This window comes from Compostimonas suwonensis (assembly GCF_002797855.1).
GTDB classification, from domain to species: domain Bacteria; phylum Actinomycetota; class Actinomycetes; order Actinomycetales; family Microbacteriaceae; genus Compostimonas; species Compostimonas suwonensis.
On sequence record NZ_PGFB01000003.1, the window covers coordinates 704,259 to 725,454 of the forward strand.

16 protein-coding genes and 1 tRNA gene are annotated in these 21,196 nt (G+C 68.8%); 8 read left to right on the forward strand and 9 right to left on the reverse strand.

What is annotated here, in order from left to right; all coding sequences use genetic code 11:
* Positions 1–62 precede the first annotated feature (62 nt).
* On the forward strand, positions 63–1,541 hold the full coding sequence (locus CLV54_RS11000) for an MFS transporter (protein ID WP_100344983.1): 1,479 nt from the start codon (positions 63–65) through the stop codon (positions 1,539–1,541).
* Between the two features lie 40 nt (positions 1,542–1,581).
* Here the strand turns inward: CLV54_RS11000 and hisN are convergent, their stop codons facing one another.
* Positions 1,582–2,400 (reverse strand): histidinol-phosphatase, encoded by an 819-nt coding sequence (gene hisN / locus CLV54_RS11005; protein WP_245861596.1) that lies wholly within the window; start codon positions 2,398–2,400, stop codon positions 1,582–1,584.
* Positions 2,401–2,516: 116 nt separating this feature from the next.
* Between hisN and CLV54_RS11010 the strand changes: the two genes are divergently transcribed.
* Together CLV54_RS11010 and CLV54_RS11015 are read left to right on the forward strand one after the other, a co-directional pair.
* Positions 2,517–2,589: transfer RNA gene (locus tag CLV54_RS11010), tRNA-Lys, on the forward strand.
* 330 nt (positions 2,590–2,919) lie between these two features.
* On the forward strand, positions 2,920–4,593 hold the full coding sequence (locus CLV54_RS11015; RefSeq protein ID WP_157802930.1) for a helix-turn-helix domain-containing protein: 1,674 nt from the start codon (positions 2,920–2,922) through the stop codon (positions 4,591–4,593).
* Between the two features lie 6 nt (positions 4,594–4,599).
* Here the strand turns inward: CLV54_RS11015 and CLV54_RS11020 are convergent, their stop codons facing one another.
* Together CLV54_RS11020 and CLV54_RS11025 are read right to left on the reverse strand one after the other, a co-directional pair.
* On the reverse strand, positions 4,600–8,931 hold the full coding sequence (locus CLV54_RS11020) for a hypothetical protein (protein ID WP_157802931.1): 4,332 nt from the start codon (positions 8,929–8,931) through the stop codon (positions 4,600–4,602).
* 425 nt (positions 8,932–9,356) lie between these two features.
* Complete coding sequence (locus tag CLV54_RS11025; RefSeq protein ID WP_100344986.1) at positions 9,357–10,145, reverse strand: hypothetical protein; 789 nt, start codon at positions 10,143–10,145, stop codon at positions 9,357–9,359.
* 180 nt (positions 10,146–10,325) lie between these two features.
* On the opposite strand from CLV54_RS11025, the gene CLV54_RS11030 reads away from it, so the two are divergent.
* The gene (locus CLV54_RS11030) at positions 10,326–11,156 is read left to right on the forward strand and encodes an oxidoreductase (protein WP_100344987.1); all 831 of its coding nucleotides are present in this window, start codon (positions 10,326–10,328) and stop codon (positions 11,154–11,156) included.
* Between the two features lie 31 nt (positions 11,157–11,187).
* Here CLV54_RS11030 and CLV54_RS11035 read toward each other — a convergent pair whose 3' ends face one another.
* Positions 11,188–11,892 (reverse strand): TetR/AcrR family transcriptional regulator, encoded by a 705-nt coding sequence (locus CLV54_RS11035; protein ID WP_100344988.1) that lies wholly within the window; start codon positions 11,890–11,892, stop codon positions 11,188–11,190.
* Positions 11,893–12,016: 124 nt separating this feature from the next.
* Here CLV54_RS11035 and CLV54_RS11040 point away from each other — a divergent pair, with 124 nt between their 5' ends.
* Positions 12,017–13,528, forward strand: coding sequence for an MFS transporter (locus tag CLV54_RS11040; protein ID WP_100344989.1), 1,512 nt, complete (start codon positions 12,017–12,019; stop codon positions 13,526–13,528).
* Between the two features lie 60 nt (positions 13,529–13,588).
* On the opposite strand, the gene CLV54_RS11045 is transcribed toward CLV54_RS11040, so the two are convergent.
* Positions 13,589–14,182, reverse strand: a complete 594-nt coding sequence (locus CLV54_RS11045) for a TetR family transcriptional regulator (RefSeq protein WP_100344990.1) — start codon at positions 14,180–14,182, stop codon at positions 13,589–13,591.
* A gap of 121 nt (positions 14,183–14,303) precedes the next feature.
* Here CLV54_RS11045 and CLV54_RS11050 point away from each other — a divergent pair, with 121 nt between their 5' ends.
* Positions 14,304–15,200 carry an SDR family oxidoreductase gene (locus CLV54_RS11050; RefSeq protein WP_100344991.1) on the forward strand — a complete coding sequence of 299 codons (897 nt, stop codon included), beginning with the start codon at positions 14,304–14,306 and terminating at the stop codon, positions 15,198–15,200.
* A 296-nt stretch (positions 15,201–15,496) separates the two neighbouring features.
* On the opposite strand, the gene CLV54_RS11060 is transcribed toward CLV54_RS11050, so the two are convergent.
* The 4 genes from CLV54_RS11060 to CLV54_RS11075 form a co-directional block, all read right to left on the reverse strand.
* Positions 15,497–15,973, reverse strand: coding sequence for a DUF6790 family protein (locus tag CLV54_RS11060; protein ID WP_100344992.1), 477 nt, complete (start codon positions 15,971–15,973; stop codon positions 15,497–15,499).
* Between the two features lie 143 nt (positions 15,974–16,116).
* Entirely contained in the window at positions 16,117–16,962 is an 846-nt protein-coding gene (locus CLV54_RS11065; protein ID WP_100344993.1) for an anti-sigma factor, read from the reverse strand.
* The gene (locus CLV54_RS11070; RefSeq protein ID WP_100344994.1) at positions 16,959–17,561 is read right to left on the reverse strand and encodes a sigma-70 family RNA polymerase sigma factor; all 603 of its coding nucleotides are present in this window, start codon (positions 17,559–17,561) and stop codon (positions 16,959–16,961) included. Before CLV54_RS11070 ends, CLV54_RS11065 begins: the two co-directional genes overlap by 4 nt.
* Positions 17,562–17,672: 111 nt before the next feature.
* Positions 17,673–19,406, reverse strand: a complete 1,734-nt coding sequence (locus CLV54_RS11075; RefSeq protein ID WP_245861598.1) for a cytochrome c biogenesis protein DipZ — start codon at positions 19,404–19,406, stop codon at positions 17,673–17,675.
* A gap of 202 nt (positions 19,407–19,608) precedes the next feature.
* Between CLV54_RS11075 and CLV54_RS11080 the strand changes: the two genes are divergently transcribed.
* Both CLV54_RS11080 and CLV54_RS11085 read left to right on the forward strand, forming a co-directional pair.
* Positions 19,609–20,283 carry a fasciclin domain-containing protein gene (locus tag CLV54_RS11080; RefSeq protein ID WP_100344996.1) on the forward strand — a complete coding sequence of 225 codons (675 nt, stop codon included), beginning with the start codon at positions 19,609–19,611 and terminating at the stop codon, positions 20,281–20,283.
* Positions 20,284–20,454: 171 nt separating this feature from the next.
* On the forward strand, positions 20,455–20,784 hold the full coding sequence (locus tag CLV54_RS11085; protein ID WP_100344997.1) for an L-rhamnose mutarotase: 330 nt from the start codon (positions 20,455–20,457) through the stop codon (positions 20,782–20,784).
* The last annotated feature ends 412 nt before the right edge of the window (positions 20,785–21,196 follow it).

Sequence of the window (21,196 nt, forward strand, 5' to 3'; positions counted from 1 at the left end):
CCGGAGCGCGAGCTCCGGGGCCTCACCCGTGCCGTTTCGCCCCGGGGTATATCCTGCAAGACATGGCCGACCCCACCGCCGCACCGAGCCCCGACCGTGTGCGATGGCAGGCCTTCGGCGTCTGCGTCGGGGTCGCGGCCCTCACCATCCTCGACTTGTCCAAGGTCAACGTGGGGCTCCCGTCGATCGAGAAGTCGCTCGGGGCGGGGCCGACCGAGCTGCAGCTCATCGTCGCCGGCTACGCGCTCGCGTTCGGGCTCGCGCTCGTGCCCTCGGGGCGGCTCGGCGACATCCACTCGCGTCGTACCCTCTTCATCGTCGGGCTGAGCGCCTTCACGGCGGCGAGCCTGCTGTGCGCGCTCGCTCCCAACATCACGGTGCTCGTGGTGGCGAGGATCCTGCAGGGCATCGCCGCCGGCATCCAGATGCCGCAGGTGCTCGGCCTCATCCAGCAGCTCTTCCAGGGCGCGGCCCGCGGCCGGGCGTTCGGTGTCTTCGGCGCGACGGTCGGAGTCGCGACGGCGTTCGGGCCGACCCTCGGCGGCCTGCTCATCGCGGTCGGAGGCCCGACCGACGGCTGGCGGCTGCTGTTCTGGATGAACATCCCGCTCGGCCTGATCGCGATCTTCTTCGCCATGAGGCTGCTGCCCAAACGGCAGGCCCACGATCGCGGGCGCACCGAGCTCGACCTGATCGGCATCCTGCTGCTGGGCATCACGACGTTCAGCCTGATGCTGCCCTTCGTGCTCACGACGGGCGGACCCGACGACGACCCGAACCGCTGGTGGTGGCTCGTGGGCTTCGCGCTGGGCGCCGCGGCCTTCGTGTGGTGGGAGCGCGACTACAAACGGCGGGGCAAGTCTCCCGTCATCCACTTCTCGCTCTTCGCCCTCAGCTCGTACCGCAACGGCATCCTCGTGGCCACCGCCTACTTCGCCGCGATACCGGCGGTCTTCCTGCTCACGACCCTGTACCTGCAGCAGGGGCTCGGCCTCGCGCCCGTCTTCGCCGGCATGGTGAGCATCCCGTTCGCCCTCGCCTCGGCTGTGACGGCCTGGATCGGCGGGCGGCTCGTCGAGCGCTACGGCCGTGCGCTCGTCGTACTGGGCCTGGTGCTCGTGATCGTGGGCTTCCTGCTCGTGCTCGCGGCCGCCGTGCTCTCGCCGCGCGAGCTCACCCCGTGGCTCATGGCCGCGGCGATGACCGTCGCCGGCGCGGGCGGCGGTTTCGTCATCTCGCCGAACCAGACGCTGACCCTCGCCGAGATCCCGGTGACGGAGGGCGGCGTCGCCGGATCGATGGCCCAGGTCGGCCAGCGGGTGGGCACGGCGATCGGGGTCGCGGCGGCGAGCTCGACCTTCTTCGCGACGCTGTACCGGGAGTCGGCGGCATCCGACCAGCTCGCGGTCTACCACGACGGGGTGCGCAACGGCTTCACCGTGGCGATCGGGCTCATGGCTGTGGCGCTCGTGCTGGGGCTCGTTGATCTGGGGCAGCGCCGGCGGCGGCAGAAGACGGGCCGGCCGGAGCCGACGGCCTAGCCGCGGCCCTGCCGACGGCCCGCAGAACCCCGGATGCCGCTCAGCCCCGGTTCAGCTGGGCGAGCACGGCCTCGTGCAGCAGGCCGTTGGTGGCGACGGCGCTTCCACCCCACGGGCCGGGCTCGCCGGTGGCCGAGGTGAAGCGCCCGCCCGCCTCCTCGACGATGGGAACGAGGGCAGCGAGGTCGTAGGGCTTGAGGTCGAACTCGCCCACGAGGTCGAGCAGGCCCTCCGCGAGCAGCATGTACGACCACATGTCGCCGTACGCCCGAGTGCGCCAGACGGCCCGCGAGAGGGCGAGGAGGTCGTCGAGGCGGCCTTCCTCATCCCAGCCCTTCAGGCTGTTGTAGCTGAGCGAGGCGTCGGAGAGCTCGGAGACGCCCGAGACGGCGAGACGCCGGGGAGCGGATCGCTCGGGATAGTCGCCCTCCTGCACCCAGGCGCCGGCGCCGATCGACGCCCACCAGCGCTTGCCGAGGGCGGGGGAGCTCACCACGCCCACGACTGGGCGGCGGTCGATCGCCAGGGCGATGAGGGTGCCCCAGACCGGCACCCCGCGCATGAAGTTCGCGGTGCCGTCGATGGGGTCGATGATCCACTGCCGTGCGGCGTCGCCCTCGGAGCCGTACTCCTCGCCGAGAACGGCGTCGCCCGGCCGGTGCGCCGCGATGCGCTCGCGGATGGCCCGTTCGACGGCCCGGTCGGCATCCGTCACGTGGGTCGTGTCGGGCTTGGTGGAGACCTCGAGATCGACGGCGCGGAAGCGCGAGCGGGTGATGTCGTCCGCGGCATCCGCGAGCTCGAGCGCGAAGCGCAGCTCGTCGTCGAGAGGGGGCAGGATGTCGCGTGCTGAGGTCACGTCTCAACCCTAGTTGCCCGCCTGCCTGCCCGCCTGCCCGCCCGCACTCGGTTGGACTCGGCCCCCTGCGGCTGATAGTGTTGACCCTCGGTTCGAGATGCGTTCTCGAACCGATCGCACCTCTAGCTCAATCGGCAGAGCAACTGACTCTTAATCAGTGGGTTCTGGGTTCAAGTCCCAGGGGGTGCACATTCGCCCCGTCAGCTTCGTTCGCTGGCGGGGCATCGTCGTTGGTGAACCAATCCCAGAGGCGTCGAGTGCTCGGCGTGCGGCACTCGTTCGGCGAGCGACCCCATCCGCTCGCGTCCGGCGAGTTCCTGCGCGATGCGGAGCCGGTCCTTCGACCGTCGATGACCGCGATTGCCGAGCGTGGCAGCCATGACCACGCTAGCGTCTAGGTGAGGGCAGGCAGCTGACAGGTCGGTCCGGTACAGGACGCAGAGCTAAGGGGTGATCGGACGGATGGTGATCGGCCGCGTACGGCAATCAGCCCGGGATCGCGATTCCGGAGCCGAGGTCGTGGAAGCTGCACTGCAACGAGCGGAGGCAGCCCAGGATGTCGCTCTTCGCGCCGAGTTCACGACCCGGGCGGTTCGGATCGCCTACCGAGCACGGCAGCTGCATCGACTGATCGGTCATGAGGCCCTCCTGCTGGAGCTCAAGGGACCGGTTCTCGATCTGGTCGACGTCTCCCGAGCCGTGGTCGCCGGCGACATCGGCGGTGCGATAACCGTGCTGCGACTCGCGGCCACGCACACCGACAACTCCGTGTGGGTGGCGGCCGTTGCCGGCGACGTGCTCATCGCCGCCATTACGCTCGGGCTGTGGCGGGACGCCGCCGAGGTGCTCGGACTCATCCGCGCGCTTGTGTCTCAGGCGGGAAGCGACGCGGCGTCAGACCCGGAGCTGGCAGAGATCGTCCGCCGGGTCGAATTCGACGCTCTCGGTGCTGCTGCTCTGATCGAGCACCACACGGCTCCCACCTCGCCGACGGCACCGGCCGCGCTCGAGGCATTGGCCAGAGCCTTGGAACGCCCACGGATCCGCCACCTCCTCAGCCACGAGCACGGTTTTGCGCTTCTGGCCTTCGGCAGTGTCCTGAACGGGCGCCGGGATCTCGGAGGCTCCGCGGTCGCGTTGGCTCGCGCGGCGCGACTGATCGACGCAGACCGCGAGATGCTGCTGCAGTGGGCGCGCGCGGAACTCGCCTTGGTCAGGGTTCGGCAAGCCCGCTGGGAGGACGCCCGCCGTCTGGCCGACGAACTCGACCATGACGCCGGAACGGAAGAGTCCCCAGCTGCACGGCGATCCGTGGCTGCTGCGGTTCGGGCCGTTCTCGCCGCACTCGACGGGCGCTTCGCCCACGCCGAGAGATTCTCCATCCGAGCGCTCGACGGCACGGGGGACCGCGGTGCCGTGATCACCTCGGTGCTGCTGACCCACGCGCGGATCGCCTCGGCGATCGGCCGTAACGACTGGGCCGCCCTCCTCTACGCGCTCGATGACCTCGAGCAGCAGAACCACCGCCACATCTTCGACCAGCACGAGTGGCACGCCCTCCGCGCCATGGCTCTCTGGCACCTCGACCGACTCACCGAATACCGCGCTCTCTACGCCTCCTGGAACACCATCCCCGGCGCAGACGGACACGCCTATCGGTGGGCGCATGCCGCGATCATCGCCCGCATCGACGGCGACACCGTCACCGCGCTGGACTGCACCCGAGAAGCCGTCGATGCGCTGACGGACGACTACGATCCTCTGGGCCGCACCTGGGTGCGCATTCTCGCCGGCACCCACGTCTCCCTCCTCGGCGACCCGGTCCGCGGACTGAGCCACTACGAGGACGCCCGCACCGAGCTCATCGCCCTCGGCGCGAACGGATTCGCGGCCCTCTGCACGAACATCATCCGGACCACCAGCAACGAACTCGCCCGTCGCCGGCAGGACGACCCGCTCGCCGCGCTCACCACCCAGCAACGTGACATCGCCGGCCTCGTCGCCGCCGGCTACACCAGCACCGAGATCGGCGAACTCCTCCACCTCTCGCGCAAGACCATCGACTTCCACGTCGCCAACATCCTCGTGCGCCTCGGCATCCGTACCCGCCGTGAGATCAGCCGCGTCATCAAACCCGCAGCCCCGACGGGGCCGGAAGGGAGTCTCGTCTCGAACGGGCCCAACTCGTCGTGACCCCGCTCATCCGACGCGGCGCCGGCGGCGGAGCACCGCGATGCCGCCCAGCCCCATCGCGGCGAGCGCGATGGCCACCAGGATCACCGCGTCGAACCCGGTGGAGGCGAGTCGCCCTCCGTTCGATCCGGACGCGTCAGACGAGGGCTGCGGCGACGACCCGGGATCGGTCGGCGGGGTGGGGTCGCCACCGCCATCCGCCGGATCGACGACGTTGACACGCACGATCTGCTCGTCTTTGTCGCCCGCTGCTGCGGTTCCCAGCACCACCTGATGCAGCTCGTGGACGCCGGGCGTCGTCGGCGTCCAGGTGTAGGTCGCGTGGCCTCCCGACGCGGCGGAGACTCCGCGGAGATAGGTCGCCGCGATGACGTTGCCCTCCGAGGGGTCGCCGTCGTATACGAGCACCAGCTGCTGGTCGCGGGAGTCGGAGTCCGCAGTCGCGTGCACCAGCCCCGTCACGCTTTCGCCCGCGATGACCGAGGGGATGTCGGATTCCACGCCAATCGTCAGGTCGTCCGGGTTCCCCGTCGTGAGGCCGGCGCCGGCGAGCTGCACGTTCGCGCGGTCTGCGGTCGAGACGGCGTCGGCCTGCACGTCGCCGCTCATCACCACGATCTCGCCGTAGCCCTGGTTGTTCTGCCCGCAGGCGAGCTGGTCGGCGGTCCCGGTCATCGGGTCGATGAGCTGGCTTCCGTCCTGCACCGACGATGTGGGGCACGGGGCGTCGCCGGCATCGGTCGGCTTCCACTCGTGTACCTCGGGAATCGCCCCGGCGGCATCGAGAACCACGAAGATCCGCCAGTTCTGGCTTCCGGAGCCATTGCTCGGTCCCACGGCATCCCACTCCGGCGATGTCACCGTGACGTCGCTCTGCGCCGCGATCCCGCCGACGGTCTGCGTGCCGATCGGCTGTGCAGGTCCGGTCACGTTCAGGTTCTGGCCGTCAACCGGAACCGCGTAGAAGTCGACCGTGAACGGCGCGTCCAGGGAGTCGAGGCTGTAGTTGTGGACGTCGACGTTGAAGAAGACCGGGTCGCCCGCATTCGGCGCCGTCGCGTAGATCGCCCCCGATGTCGTCGGCGACGAGGGGTCGACGGGCCTGGTCGCCGTGAATCCGCGGATCAACTGCCGGCTCTGCTCGTCGTTCCACACGACCGTGCCGAGATAGTTGTGGGAATCGTAGGTGAGCAGAGAATTGTCAGGAAGGTTGAGGGCGAGATCGGATTTCTGCCCGTAGTTGTCCGTCCACCATTCCTGGGACTCCTTCACCGCGGTCACGTCGACCGCGTACGTCACCTTCGGATAGCCTCCCGTGCTGTAGTAGTACGCTGCCGCGACGTCGTAGCCCCGATCCTCGGCCACTTCCGGCATGTTCAGCTCGAACGTGCCCGAGTGCGTGTTCGTCGTCGACCCGGTCGTTGTGTTCGTCGACGCTTTGCTTGCATTGAAACCGCCCTCGAGCGACGCATCCACCTGCCCCTTGCCGAAGGGACCGAATCCTGCCTGCACACTCACACCCGCCGTCACGTCCACCCCGACGTCCCAGCTTTTGGTGCTGGTCTCCGAGGTCGAGGTCGAGGTCGAGGTGTCCACGTCGAGCTCCGCCATCGACTTCGTTCCGGCGAGTGTGTTGTTCTGGTTGAACAGCGTCGCCTGCTGGGTCGCGCCGCTCGAGTCGGTGTACGACCCGAGGTCGTCGATCGGCACGGCGCCGTCCTGGATCGCCGGGTACGACAACGCGTTCCCGTTCTGCCACGGCGGCTGGAAGTAGGCCAGGGACCTGCCCGACGATCTGATCGGATGCACGTCGCCCGAAGCGCTCGGGATGACGACGTCCCAGTAGCCGTAGCAGCCGGTGCCGCAATCCGCTCCGGCCTCGGGATTGTCATAGGACGAAGTCGAGAGCACGGGGTAGCGCAGGATCCGGAAATCCTGCACCTCGGCGTTCACGATGTCATCGTCGACGGCGGTCTGCGTGACGGTCTGCGTGGTTGAGCTCGAGTTCGAGCTCAGGCTGGTGCTCACGGTATTCCAGGTGTAGTCGAACGACTGCTTGACCTCCAGGCTCGCCTCGCCCTCCTCGATCCCGGGGATTCCTTCGCTGGCGGTCGCCTTCACATCCGCGTTCTCGGTGATCTGGTATGTGCTGTTCGACTCGTGCGACGACGAGTTTTCGTAGGTGTCAGTCGAGGACGAGCCGAGCTGGAGTGAGAAGTCCTCGTTGCGGGAGATGTTGACGAATTCGCCGTTGAGCCAGTCGGCGTGCGCCGGCGGTTGGCCTCCGACCAATTGCAGGTCGACGAGGTTCTGAACGGTGAGCACGAGGGGCGGCCCGACGACCATCGAGTCTCCGGCGCGGTCGTATGCCGTGAGGCTGGGCGTGGGGAGGTACGGTCCTCGGTTGTCGTTCTGCTGCACGATTCCCGTCGACGGCGTGATCACGGTGAACAGGCCCTGCGTGCTGGCCGCCGCGACGCTCCAGGCGGTTCCCGGAGCCGGCGCGCCGAAGGCTCCAGCGGTCAGGGCGAATCCGTCTTCGGGGGTGACATCCCAGTACGGCCACTCCGGCACGTCCGGCATCTCGAGCTCCCATGAGGGGATGAGTGAGACCGGGCTGTCACCGGGCGTCATATCGGAGGCGACGATACCGGTGCCGATCGCCGTCGCAGGGTCCGAGATCACGGCTACCAGAGGGGTGAAGATCAAACCGCGCTCACCCGGCAGACCGGTCTGAATCCCTGTCCACCAGCCCGCCGCGAGCTGGCGGTGGCCCAGGGGGTCGTCCGCGGCGGTCTGGAACGCGCCGGTGGCCAGATGCATCCGTCCGCGGCCGGAACTCCACTCGTCGAGGTAGCCTGCGGCGGCTCCCGTGATGGACAGGGTGGAATCGAACGTCACCCGGGCGAGGGAGGCAGACGACGATCCCACGAAGCCCAGCACGAACTCGGCGATGCCATCGCCGTCGAAGTCCCAGGCGGTGGAATCGCTGTATCCGTTCAACGGTCCGCTGCCGGCGCCGTTCGGCACAGCGGTGTCGGCGGCGAGCACGGTCAGCGTACGAGCGCCGGTGTCAGGATCGGCGGCGTACTCGAGCAGCGCGAGGTGCAGCGCACCGCTGCCGTCCTGGAAGCTGACCACCAGCTCGTTGCCTCCATCGCCGTCGAGGTCGGCGGAATCGATCGTCAGGGAGCCCCGTTTGCCGGAGGAGCCCGCCCCGATGACGCCCAGCGCGGCCGAGGTCACGAGCAGGTGATCATCGTTCGCGTTGTAGTCGATCACGTCGATCTGCGCGGAGCCATCGGCGCCGACATAGGCGACCGCCGCCTCGTCGTGGAAATTGCCGGACGCATCGACCGCCGAGTCCAGGTCGCCGGTCGCGAGATCGAACGGGGCGGTCGACTCGCCGGTCGGATTGAGCGCGGACCACGATGGGGCGATGGAACCGGGCTCGACGACCTGGGAGATGCCCACCGGCATCGAGATGCCGGGTCCGACGATGAGCGGAGCCGTTGTGCCCGGCTCCCAGCCCGGGATGTCATCGGAGACGGCGATTCCGGTTGTGATCTGCTCGTTGATCAAGAGCTTGACATTGCCGCCCGGGCCGTACGCGTAGTCCCATTTCTGACCCAACCCGTTGTCGCATACCGCTGTCACGACCGCTGCGCTTCCGTCGGACTGGTCCCCGACGTCGAGGCACAGACCGTCGGCGCGGTTGACGAGCGAAAAGCCGACCAAGCCGAGCTCGTTGGCGCTGCCGCCGAGGATCGTCCATTGCCCGGCGAAGCCCGGGGTGCCGGATATCCCGGCCTGCGCCACGACCTGCGTACCGAGGTCTGCCGAGTCGCCGATGGCGGCATTGACGACGGGAAGGCCGGGGTCTCCTGTGGCCGCATCGATTCCCGCGTTCAGCACGACCGTCATGCCGTTGGCGGGGACCCCGATCGGTGTGAGCTGGTTCCAGCCGGCGCTCGCGGTCTCGGCCATCGCGTTGCTTGACACGAGCTGCAGAAGCGACTGGGGCCCGGCCTGGGTCAGCTGGAACGCGAGGACCGAATCGTGGAGGACGTCGAGGAAGCGACCGGCCGAGGTCGGGTACTCGGGCCTCTCGAGTGCGCGGGTCTGCTCCTGGGTGGCTGAGCCCGTGGCACTGAGGTCGGCCGTTGTGCCCGTCAGTACCGTCGATGCCGCTGACGATCCGTCGTCCTGGCTGAACAGGAGCTGATGCGCAGGAGCGAGATTGCGGTTGACCGGAGCTCCGACCACGTCGGTGGGAAGATCGCCATCTGTCGTCGCCGGCACGTCTTCGACAGCGGCGAGCGGTTCGGCGGCACTCACCGGAGCCACCGCGCTTACCCCGAGGGCCGCCAGTGTGCCGACCGAGAGTATAAGCGCCACTGCGCTCTGCACTCGGACCACTGCCGGAATCCTCAGCTCGATTCCCCTGTGCTCACGTCGTCGTTCCCCAGCCATCAGACCCCACCTTTCGCACCTGGCGTCCGCGCCCAGGTTGCAATCGAGATCCTTCCACGCTGCGTCGCACCAGCGCACTGGGAGTCGATCCCAGTCATTGGGGAAGCGCCTGCGCTCCTCTCGCGCGACGGCCAGGGGGTTTCGTGCGACTACGCGCGCCGCCAGCTCTCTCAAGCACAGCTCACCGCCGACTGCGCAACCGAGCGCTGCCGTCCGGGCTCTTCTACGGCTACGACCACCGACGGGCGAGGCCTCCGAGGCGATCATCGAGAACGGGTGGCGGACCTATTTCATCGAGGATCCGGCGAGGATTTCGGTGCCCGGATCTCCTGCATCGGCTGCGAACCCGAACGCTGGGCGCGGCGGGACGCCGTGCGAGGCGTGCGTGTCGTCACGCCGGCTGCGATGATCATCGCGAGACCGGCCGCGGCCGTGGATGCCGCGACGATCGTCTCGGTCCACGGGGTCGTGTCGTACGACTGATAGCCGGCGATCATGGGCGCGATCTCGAACGTGGCCACGAGGTAGCCCGGAAGGGTGGCGCCGAGCAGGAAGAGGCACGCGATGGAGGAGGCCGGCGACGTGCGAAGCCAGTACACGGCGAGGATGATGAGCCCGACGAACCCGATCAGGCTCAGGATCCCCTGCACCGGCAGCGACTGCGCAGGAGACGGAGCGCCGGTCAGCCCTGAGACGAGGGCGTGGGCGCCGGTGAGCCCGAACGAGGCGGCGACGGCGACGGCGAGCACGCGTTCGAGTATGCCGCCGCGGCGCGCGGCGCGGGCCATGGCCAGGATGCCGGGTGCCAGGAGCAGGACGCCCGCGCCGAAGAACTGAGCCGTCGTCGCCAGGTTCTCCCAGGGATCCGCGGGGTAGGAATAGTCGAAGAGATGGTCTTCGACCGAGATGTCGTCCCGTGTCCACGAGCCGCCGAGCACGACCCATCGCTCGAGCGAGGCCACGAGCTGCAGCGCCGCCGAGCCCAGCAGCAGTCCGGCCGCGGCGAGCGACCAGATGACGGAGGCCCGGGGAGAACGGACCATCCGCACCCGCGGATCGGCACTGTCGAGGGCGGCCATGCGCCCAGGCTAACAATCCCAGGGCGTCTCCTGGGCGAACAGTGGACGAATGCTCGGCGGAGTCCACAAGCGTGGCGACGCGGAGCATCGGAGCGTCGAGCTCGTCTGCTCCCGACGGCCGCGAAGGTGTTGACTGGTGCTGTGCCGGCAGCGGTTGCCGGTTCGGAAGGGAACACGATCATGGCCACCTGGCTCATCACGGGATGCTCGACGGGACTCGGTCGTGCGCTCGCTGCGGCGGTGCTCGCGCGCGGTGACAACGCCGTCGTCACCGCACGCGACGTGGCGACGGTCGCCGATCTCGCGGACGCCCATCCGGGCACGGCTCTTCCGCTGACGCTCGACGTGACCGACGAGATCCAGATCGCGACCGCGGTCGCGAGTGCGACCGAGCGCTTCGGGGGTATCGACGTGCTGGTCAACAACGCCGGCTACGGATACCGCGCCGCCGTCGAGGAGGGCGACGAGTCCGACGTGCAGGAGCTTTTCGCCACGCACTTCTTCGGGCCCGTCGCGCTGATCAAGGCCGTGCTGCCCGCCATGCGCGCCCGCCGGTCGGGCACGATCGTCAACCTCTCGTCCATCGGCGCGCGACTGAGCCCGGCCGGCTCCGGCTACTACGCCGCCGTCAAGTCCGCCGTCGAGGGGATGACCGCGTCGCTGCGCAAGGAGGTGGAGCCCCTCGGCATCACGGCGCTCGCGATCGAGCCGGGCGGCTTCCGCACCGATTTCGCCGGCCGATCCCTGGCCCAGTCGGCCGAGGCCATCCCGGACTACGCCGACACCGCGGGTCGGCGCCGCAAGGAGAACGACAGGGTCCACGGCACCCAGCCCGGCGATCCGGCGAAGGCGGCCCTCGCGATCATCGCCGTCGTCGACGCCCCGGATGCGCCCGAGCTTCTCGTTCTCGGCAGCGATGCGGTGGCCGCCTACCGCAGTGTGCTCGAAGGCCAGCTGGCGTCGCTCGACGCCTGGCGGCAGCTGAGCGAGAGCACCGACATCGACGTCTGAGCGCGTGGGGTGCGGTTCGCGTCCGGCGCCGTCAGGGGCGTTCCGACCTCGAGGGTGACAGCAGGGTCGAGAGCACGTCGCCGAAGGGGACGCGGAGCTCGTCCTCGGTCGCCGAGGTGAGCGGTTCCAGACCCGTCGACGAGCGCAGGATCACGATCCCCAGCGTCGTGGCGAGGGCGATCTGGGCGCGCAGCAGAAAACGGTCGTCATCGGCGTCATCGGCGTCGTCGGGGTGAGAGTCGGATGCCTCGGCCATCCGCTCGGCGAAGGAGCGGAGTGTGTTGCGACGGATGCCGTCCGCCCTGTCGTCGCCCGACGATCGCAGCAGCAGGAGCAGCATCAGGGACTGGTCGCCGTTCGACGACCCGGATGCCGGGCCGATCACCTTGTTCAGGATCTGGTCGACCGTGGAGCCCTGGGACACCGAACGGCCGAACTCTTCGGCGACCGTGCTCAGGCAGGCTTCGAAGAGCCCCTCTTTCGAGATGAAGTAGCGGTTGATGAGCGCGACGTTCACACCGGCATCCGCTGCGATGTCTCGAACGGTCGTCGTCGTGTAGCCGTCCCTGGCGAAACGGCGGCGTGCGGCCTGCAGCAGGAGCCGGCGGGTCTGGTCGGCGTCGCGGGACCGGAGGCCGGTGGATTCTCCGGACGGCTGCTCGGCCGGCGAGCGCTCGGCGGGCGACGGCGCGGCAGGCGCCTGCTCGGTGTCGGGGGTCGGCGGGTGAGGCGTCATTGCTTCCCTTTCGTTCCAGGAACACGGTACAGGGTGCGCGACGCGATGTAAACGCACATTGACTTGATAGCCTTCCCGACTAGACTTCGTAAGTCAGCGATTGTTTACATCGACCCGGAGAGTAATGTCACACACGATTCAGGAGCCCGCGACGGGCTCCGTGCCGCCGGCCGGACGCCGCCGGCCCAACACCGCGCTCATCGTCATCTACCTGTCGTTGGGCGGTCTGTCGTTCGCAGTCCTCCAATCGCTCGTCGCCCCCGCGCTCGCCACGATCGGCGGCGACCTGGGCGTCTCGACCAGCGACGCCTCCTGGGTGCTCACCGCCTATCTGCTCTCCGCTGCCGTGCTGACCCCGGTTTTGGGCCGTCTCGGAGACATGGTCGGCAAACGGCGGATGCTCATCGTCGTGCTCGCCCTCCTGCTCGTGGGCACGGTGCTCGCCGCGCTGGCGCCGAACCTCGGTGTGCTCATCGTCGCCCGTGCCCTGCAGGGTGCCGCCGGCGCGATCATGCCGCTCTCCATCGGCGTCGTCCGCGACGAGCTGCCGCGCGACAAGGTCGGCGTGACCATCGGTCTGCTCTCCGCGATCTTCGGTGTCGGCGCCGGCGTCGGCATCGTGGCGGCCGGCCCGATCGTCGAGAACCTGTCCTGGCACTGGCTCTTCTGGCTGCCCGCGGTGCTCGTTGTGGTCGCACTGCTCGGAGTGATCTTCGGGATGCCGGAATCCCCCGTGAAGAAGCCGGGTCGTCTCGACATCCTCGGCGCCCTCATCCTCTCGGTCTCCCTGGTCTCGCTCCTCCTCGCGATCAGCGAGGGAGAGAACTGGGGCTGGGACTCGTGGAACACGCTGGGCCTGCTCGTGCTCGGCGCGGTCGCGCTCGTGGTCTTCGTCTTCGTCGAGCTGCGGGCCAAGGAGCCCCTCGTCGACATGCGCCTCATGAAGGTGCGCGGAGTGTGGACCGCTCACATCGTGGCCCTGGTCTTCGGCTTCGCGATGTTCGGCACCTTCGTGCTCGTGCCCACCCTGCTGCAGCTGCCGGCCCAGACCGGCTACGGCTTCGGCGAGACGGTCTCCGAGGCGGGCCTCTTCCTGCTGCCCACCGTCGTGATGATGGTCATCTTCGGCCCGGTGGCCGGAATCCTGGTGCGCAAGGTCGGCCCGAAGCCGCCCATGGCGCTCGGCGGGATCTTCGTCACCGCCGCGTTCGTGCTGCCCGCGATCGTCCACGTCGAGCTCTGGCAGATCGTCGTCTCCGGAATCCTCACCGGCGCCGGAATCGGCCTGGCCCTCGCATCCACGTCGAACGCCATCATCGAGAGCGTCCCGGCCGTGCAGACCGGCGAGGCGATCAGCGTGAACACCGTCGCCCGGACGATCGGCAGCAGCATCGGAACGGCGGTCATCGCCGCGCTGATCACCTCCAACAGCACGGCGCAGGGGCTGCCGAAGGATGACGCGTTCACCATCGGTTTCTGGGTCTGCGCCGGTGTCGCCGTCCTGGCTGTTCTCGGCGCCCTCGCGGCTCCGTCGATGCGCCTTCGCCGCAAGCAGGCCCTCGCCCTCGGCATCGACGATCTCCCCGACGAGGCGGACGAGCTCCACCTGCGCCGCGGTCACGACGGCAGCAACTGAGCGGGACGGCACGGCCCCGGCGGAGCGTCGAGAACGGCGCTCCACCGGGGCCGATCGTCGTCAACGGCGCTCGTCGGCCGCCCCGGTCGCCGCGCCGGTCAGCGTGAGCAGCTCGCGCAGCACGGCGGAGGTGATCTCGGTGAGGGATCGTCTCTCGCCCTCGCGGATCCACTGCGCGAAGGCGATCCGGAACACGGTGCCGCCGGTCTCGGCCGCGAGGGTGGCCGCCGTCTCGTCGAGACCGCGCGTGCGCAGCGTCTCGGTGACCGCGGTGACGAGGCCGGCGAGCTTGTGCAGCTCGCGTTCCTGGAGCGCCGGGTTGCTGTCGATCACGGCCTGGCGGGTGCGGGAGTAGGGCCGACGCTCGTCGGGGAAGAGGGCGGCCCCGCTGCGCAGGGCGGCGGTGACGACCTCGAGCGGGGAGGCGTCGGCCGGCGCGTCGTCCACGCCGTCGAGGAACGCCTGCAGGAAGAGGTCCTGCCCGTAGAAGAGCACCTCGCGCTTGTCGCTGAAGTGGCGGAAGAAGGTGCGCTCGGTCAGGCCGACGGACTGCGCGATCTCCGCGGCGGTCGTCTGCTCGAAGCCCCGAGTGGCGAACAGCTCGAGTGCCGCCGCCTGCAGGCGCTCGCGCGCGCCCGGTTCCCATCGCACCATACGGTCGAGTCTAGGTGATGACAGCAACTGACTTCAGGCGTAGAGTGATGTCAGCAGATGACATCAGTCACTGACATCACATAGCGCTCCGCGGCTCGCGGAGCCGAAGGAGAACACTGTTATGCGCGTTTTCGTCACCGGGGCCTCCGGATGGATCGGATCGGCCGTCGTCGATGAGCTGCTCGCCGAGGGGCACGAGGTCACCGGGCTCGCGCGGTCCGAGTCATCCGCCGCCGCTCTCGAGGCCACGGGGGCTCGTGTACGCCGAGGCGACCTCGACGACCTCGACGGCATCCGCGCGGGGGCCGAGGCCGCCGAGGCGGTCATCCACCTCGCGAACAAACACGACTTCTCTGATCAGGCCGCCTCGAACGCGGCCGAGCGGGCCGCCGTGCAGACTCTCGGCGACGCGCTCGTCGGCACCGGTCGCCCGTTCCTGTTCGCCTCCGGCGTCGCCGGGCTCACCCCGGGCAGGCTCGCGAACGAGAACGATCCCTCCCCGTTCCACGGCCCCGACGCACTCCGCGGAGGGGCGGAGAACCTCGCCTTCGAGTTCGTCGAGCAGGGCGTGCGCAGCATCGCCCTGCGCTTCGCGCCGACCGTGCACGGGGTCGGCGACCACGGCTTCATCGCCGCGATCACGGCGATCGCCCGGGAGAAGGGCGTCTCGGGCTATCCCGGCGACGGCACCAACCGCTGGGCCGCCGTGCACATCTCCGATGCCGCTCGCCTCGTCGCGCTCGGGCTCACCGAGGCGCAGGCCGGCGCACGCCTGCACGCCGTCGCGGAAGAGGGGATCCCGAGCCGGGAGATCGCGGAGACGATCGGCCGTGCGCTCGGCCTGCCGGTCGTCTCGATCCCCGCCGACGACGTCCCGGCGCACTTCGGCTGGATCGGAGCCTTCTTCGCCGCGGATCTCGCGGCCACGAGCGTCCTGACCCGCGAGTCCCTCGGCTGGACGCCGACCGGCCCGACCCTCATCGAGGATCTCGAAGCGGGCGCGTACTCGGCGAGCTGACGACCGGGAGCTCGGCGTCCCCCAGCCCGCTCACGAACCGGCTCCAGCCGCGCTCGCAGCGCTTCGTGCTCGACCGTTCGCCCGAGGCCGCACGCCAGCTCGCCTCGCGCGCGTCGTCTCGATCATGGCCTCCGACATCGAGGGCGACCGGATCGTGGGGCTCGAGGTGCTCGCCGACCCCGCTCGTCTGGAAGCCCTGGGGAGGTCGTCGATGCCTCGGGCCGGTAGCGGAGCTCGCGGGTCGCGAGGCCACGCGCCGCGACCCGCCCTCGGCGTGAGGCCCGGGGATACGGCCGCTAGGAGGCTCCGGAGATCCAGACGTAGAGAACGAACGCCAGCAGCACGAGAAAGACCACGAGGTCGCTGAGCGTCGCGATCCACTCCTTGGTGTTCTTGCCCGGCTTCGCGATGTGGCGGATGCCGGAGAGACCGAGGAACAGGCCTCCGGCGACGGCGGCAGGAACGATCCATCCCGACAGAGGCAGAGACAGGATGCCGATGAGCCCGACTCCGAGGTTCGCGAAGCCCAGCTCCTGCACGATCTGGAACACCGACCGGTCGGGGTTCGTGCCGAGGATGCTGCTCGCCGTGAAGCCCGGTCGCAGGATCTGGGACAGGCCGGCGGTGAGAAGCCGCACACCCACCGCCCAGAAGACGAACCACTTCCCGGCCAGCAGCAGCAGATCGCCGGTGCCGCCGCCCGCTGAGAACTCGCTCACGACAGACACGATGGGCGCCACGATCATGAGCCCGAGAACCATCACCGGATACATGGCCTCAATAGTGTCGGAGGCGTCGCGACGGGGTCAAGAAGAGGGCCGACGCCCGTCACGGGTCCGGTCTTGCGCCCATTCGTGGAAGCCTGCTCGTGGACGTCGAGCGTCATACTGGGTCGGCCGGCTGAGGGCCCTCGGGCTCAGGCGCTCTGCATCACGAGGATCGGGTCGGTGGTCGGCTGCTCGGAACCGCCGGCCGGTTCGACCGTGACACCGACCGCGTCGCCTGCCGACATGGTTCCGTCGAGCACGTGCCAGGTCGTGCCGTCGCCCGCCGCCGTGAAGGTTCCTGCGGAGGCCGCAGCACCGGAGGCGTCGATGTACCAGGCCTCGTAGGCCTTGCCGGAGGGGAGCGACGGCAGCCCGTCGACGAGCACGGCCGAGCGGCCGAGCTCGTTCGACCACACGAGTGTGGCTGTTCCGCCACCGTCGACGGAGGCCGAGGCGCGCTGGCTGTCGGGTGCGGCCGCGATCTCGGCGAGAGCGGCGGCGGCCTGGTCGGCGGGCGTCGTCTGATTCGCCGCGTTCAGGGCGCTGCCGACGAGGCTCCCGCCCACGAAGAGGGCGATGGCAGCGGCCGCGGCGACGGCGATGCCCAGAGGCCTGGCGAACCAGCGGGTGCGGGCTCGGTGCTCCGCGGATCCGGCGGGCGCCGCCGACGGCCCGGCCGCGGCAGGTGGCTGCTCGCGCTCGCCGGTGACAGCGCGTACGACGTCGGGCGCGGCATCCTGCGGGGTGGAGGCGATCGCTGCCATGAGGTCGAGTTTCATGCCCGCCGACGGGCGCGCCGGCTCGGCGGCGAAACCGAGCAGAGCGGCCGTCTCGGCGAGCTCATCGGCCTCCGCGCGCACCTCGGGCGCCTGTGCTGCCGCTCTCTCGAACTCGGCTGCCTCGTCGGGGGAGAGCGCGCCCAGGGCGTGGGCGCCGCTCGCGAGCCGAGGTTCGCGTTCGGCGGCGCGTTCGTCGTCGTCGCGTTCGCCGGTCACGAGGTCACCCCCAGCTCGTCTCGGAGCCGCATCATGCCGTCGCGCAGCCTGGTCTTGGCCGTGCCCACGGGAATCGACAGGATCTGCGCGACCTCGGTCTGGGTGTAGCCGCCGTAGTAGGCGAGGGTGATCGCTTCGCGTTGCCGCTCGGTCAACTGCGTCATGGCCTTTTTCACCCTCTCGTGCTCCATGCGAATCTCGACGGATTCGCTCACTACGTCGTATTCGGGCTCGATGTCCCGGATGCCTATCTTCTCGTCTCTGTCATGATCGGCCTGCGATGACCGCACCCGGTCGATCGCCCGCCGGTGGGCCATCGTGAGCATCCACGACAGCGCCTTGCCCCTGCCCGGGTCGAAACGGGCGGCCGTCTTCCAGATCTCGAGGAAGACCTCCTGAGCCACCTCCTCCGATTGCGCGTGATCGACGAGCACCCGTTTGACGAGACCCAGCAGTCGTGGTGCGCTCCGGTCGTAGAGCTCCGAGAACGCCTGCTGGTCGCCGCGCGCGACCCGCGCGAGCAGCTCGTCGAACGTGGTCGCGATCGTGTCGCTCTCCAGCTCGGTCGGCTCTCGGGGGGAAGTCACACGACCCAGCATGACAGTTCGTGCGCGACTGTGCCGTGCGGGGGCGGTCATTGTCTCGATCGTCACGCTTGGTGTTCGTTGTACAGGGGCAGACGGATTGCCCGCGCGAACGATCGCGGCGGGTCATCCGAACGTGAAGGAGTAAGCCTCCACCCCGGGCGAGACCTTCACCTCGAGAGTCCCGGATGCCGCGCCCGCCGTCTTCACGAGCTCATACGAGTCGGGGGTGCCCGAGACGGCGATCCGTCGGGGCGAGCCGTCGACGGTCACGGTGACCGTCCCCGTGCCGGAGAGGACCATCCGCACCTCGGATGCCGTATAGCGCAGCCGCACCTCGGCCGGATCGCCACCCGACGGAGTGATCGACTGCGAGCCGAGCGTCCACGCGCCGTCGAGGGAGAACGAGTCGGCCGGCTGCTCGTCGGGGAACGCGAAGGAGCTCGTCATCGTCGAGTACTTCTCCGAGCCGGCGAAGTTGAGCTGCTTGGTCGAGCCGAGGAAGGTCTCCGGGGTCGTGCTCCCCACTTCGGGTGTGAGGTCGGCGATATCGGTGGCGGCGGGCAGTGTCACCTCGGGGTCGGCATCCGTCAGCAGCTCGCGGATGAGCTTCTCCGTCGTCGCGTAGTCGCCCTCGCCGAGCGTGATGTTGCGGACGACCCCGTCAGCGTCGATCAGATAGTGCGCGGGCCAGTAGCGGTTGCGGTAGTTGGTCCAGGTCGAGAGCGTGTTGTCGATGGCCACCGGATAGGTGATGCCGAAACCCTCCGCGCCCGCCTTGACGTTCGCCGGCTCCTTCTCGAAGGCGTACTCGGGGGAGTGCACGCCGATCACCTCGAGGCCGAGATCCTTGTACTTCTCGTACCAGGCGACCACATGGGGCAGGGAGCGCTGGCAGTTGATGCAGGAGTAGGCCCAGAAGTCGACGAGAACGACCCGTCCCCTCTCCTCGGCGAGATCGATGGGCTGGTCGCCCGGAGTGTTGAACCACTCCTGGATCCCCGTGATGGCGGGGGCGATGCCGCAGCTCTCGAGCGCGGTCGCGCCATCCGTGCATCTGTCGAGGTCTTTGTTCTCGTCGGTGACGAGCCCGCCGAGATCGAGCGCGTCCTTCACCTCGTCGGAGTCGGCGATGCTGCTCTGCAGATCGCCCGTGTAGTCGGGGATGAGCCGTTGCAGCGCCTGCGGCAGGTTGAAGACCAGGCCCACCGAGAGGGCGATCATCAGCACGCCTCCCGTGATCCGGATGCCCTTCTGATGCCTGCGGAAGCTCTTCATCCGCTCGGCGATGCCCCGGCCGGCGAGGGCGAAGACGAGAAGGGGGATGGCGGCGCCCACCGCGAAGGTCACCGTGAGCACGATCGTCTCCACGCCGATCCGGCCGGTCGACCCCGCGACGGTGATGGCTGCCAGGACCGGCCCCGCGCACGGAACGTAGACGACGCCGAGCGCGAGCCCGAGCGGGAAGCCGCCGCGGTCGGTGCCCACCGCCCGCTGCGGGATCCAGGAGAACGGCTTCTCGAGGATGTGTTGGAAGCCGGGAACGATGAGGCCGAGCCCGATCAGAACGAGCACCACGATGCCGGCCCAGCGCAGCACGTCTTGCGGCAGGCCGAGCAGGCTCAGGATGAGCGAGCCGACCAGTGTCGCGATGCTGAAGCTCGCCACGAGTCCGAGGATGACGAGGTAGGGCCGCCATCGCGACGGCTGCTTCACGCCGGCGCCGTCGCCTCCCGCCCCCGGTTCCCGGGCCCCCTGCACACCGCCCGAGAAGAAGATGACGGGCAGCACAGGGAGGATGCACGGGGAGATCCCGGTGATGAGGCCCCCGAGAAGGCCGATAAGAGCGAGCGTGAACACAAGTCCTCCAAGTTTCGTCGGAGGGTTCTTCGGCGCAGGAGGCCGGGGGGATTGGAACGGGTGGCGCGGGTACGCCGGCCGGGCCGGCCTCTCATCCGTTTCCAATCCGGATGCCGCGCCCTTCCGAAACACAGGGGAAGGCACGGACGACCGACACGATGTGCGGCCGCCGTCTCGCCCCACCACACAAGGAGAAGATCCCATGCGCATCACGACACGTCACACCCTCGCGGCACTCGCCATCGCAGCCGTCGCGACGTTCGGCCTGGCCGCCTGTTCGAGCCCGAGCTCGGCCGGCGACGAGAACGCCGCAGCCGAGACGAACGAACCCATGCCGTCGGCGACCGCCGAGACGACGGACTCCGCGATGGATCCCGCCGCCGACCTCGTCGGGCCCGGGTGCGCGGCCTACGCGGCACAGGTGCCGGACGGCCCCGGCTCGGTCGTCGGGATGTCGGCCGATCCGGTCGCGGTCGCGGCATCCAACAACCCCCTGCTGACGACTCTCGTCGCCGCCGTCTCCGGGCAGCTGAACCCGGAGGTCAATCTCGTCGACACCCTCAATGGCGACGAGTTCACGGTGTTCGCACCCGTCGACGACGCCTTCGCGAAGATCGACGCTGCGACACTCGAGTCGCTCAAGACGCCCGAGGGAGCCGCGACGCTGACGTCGATCCTCACCTACCACGTCGTTCCCGGCCAGATCGCTCCCGACGCGATCGCAGGAACCCAGACCACGGTCGAGGGTGGAACGGTCACCGTCACCGGCAGCGGCGATTCGATGAAGGTCAACGACGCCAACGTCATCTGCGGGGGAGTGCACACGGCGAACGCGACCGTGTACCTCATCGACTCGGTGCTCATGCCCCCGATGTGACGAGGGTCGACCCGATTCGGGTCGCACACGACGGGCCGGCCGCTTCTGCTGCCGGCCCGTCGTCGTCTCGGGCGTCGTACTCGGTCGGCTCGGGTGTCGCCGAAGGCGGTCGAAAGGATGCCAAGCTAAAGAGAATCACTCCATCACCACTCGGTCAGAGAGGACACCACCATGCGCGTAGCGCTGCACTCCGTCATCGTCGAAGGGCGAGAGGACGGCTACGAGCAGAACCACCGTTCGATTCCCGACGACCTCGTCGAGACCTTCGCCCGGGTCGGGATCCGCGACTGGACGATCTGGCGCAGCGGGCGCGATCTCTTCCACCTCGTCGATTGCGACGACTTCGTGGCGGCCATGACGGCGCTCGACACCGATCCGGCCAACGCGCGATGGCAGGCGGCGATCGGGCCGTTCGTCGACCACTTCGTGACTCTCGGCGACGACCATGCGGGCATGATCGTTCCCGAGGTCTGGAGGCTCGAGGAACAGCGCTCGCGGTAGTGCGCCCGGCGGTCGTTCACGAGGGCCTCTCGCCCGGAATCCGGCGCGACACGCCCGGCCTCCCGAGGCGACTTGCACCGGCCCCCGGAAACACGTAATGTATCTACCTGTCACCCCAAAGGTGCGGGAAAGCCGAAGAGCTTCCCGGCCTCAAGCGGGACCACTCCAAACCTTAGTAACAAAGCTTCGCTTTTGTGGAGTTCTTGTTCTATGTTTGGAAACCATTCACTTTCGACAGTCGAAGCCACGGGTTTCCTGACTCCGATCGTGGGTGTTGGAAGACAGCTCCGAATGACGACTCGAAAGAGTTCGAAGCGGGTGCGTCCGTTCCTTGAGAACTCAACAGCGTGCACATTGTCAAATGCCAATTTTTACCTCGGGCACTGGCTGGCAGTTTTTTTGTTGGTTGGTG

Coding starts and splice junctions, on each gene's coding strand:
- CLV54_RS11050 (WP_100344991.1), top strand. CDS start 14,304: ATGCGCGTTTTCGTCACCGGGGCCTCCGGATGGATCGGATCGGCCGTC.
- CLV54_RS11035 (WP_100344988.1), bottom strand. CDS start 11,892: ATGACGCCTCACCCGCCGACCCCCGACACCGAGCAGGCGCCTGCCGCG.
- CLV54_RS11070 (WP_100344994.1), bottom strand. CDS start 17,561: ATGCTGGGTCGTGTGACTTCCCCCCGAGAGCCGACCGAGCTGGAGAGC.
- CLV54_RS11000 (WP_100344983.1), top strand. CDS start 63: ATGGCCGACCCCACCGCCGCACCGAGCCCCGACCGTGTGCGATGGCAG.
- CLV54_RS11085 (WP_100344997.1), top strand. CDS start 20,455: ATGCGCGTAGCGCTGCACTCCGTCATCGTCGAAGGGCGAGAGGACGGC.
- CLV54_RS11045 (WP_100344990.1), bottom strand. CDS start 14,182: ATGGTGCGATGGGAACCGGGCGCGCGCGAGCGCCTGCAGGCGGCGGCA.
- CLV54_RS11030 (WP_100344987.1), top strand. CDS start 10,326: ATGGCCACCTGGCTCATCACGGGATGCTCGACGGGACTCGGTCGTGCG.
- CLV54_RS11060 (WP_100344992.1), bottom strand. CDS start 15,973: ATGTATCCGGTGATGGTTCTCGGGCTCATGATCGTGGCGCCCATCGTG.
- CLV54_RS11040 (WP_100344989.1), top strand. CDS start 12,017: ATGTCACACACGATTCAGGAGCCCGCGACGGGCTCCGTGCCGCCGGCC.
- CLV54_RS11080 (WP_100344996.1), top strand. CDS start 19,609: ATGCGCATCACGACACGTCACACCCTCGCGGCACTCGCCATCGCAGCC.
- CLV54_RS11025 (WP_100344986.1), bottom strand. CDS start 10,145: ATGGCCGCCCTCGACAGTGCCGATCCGCGGGTGCGGATGGTCCGTTCT.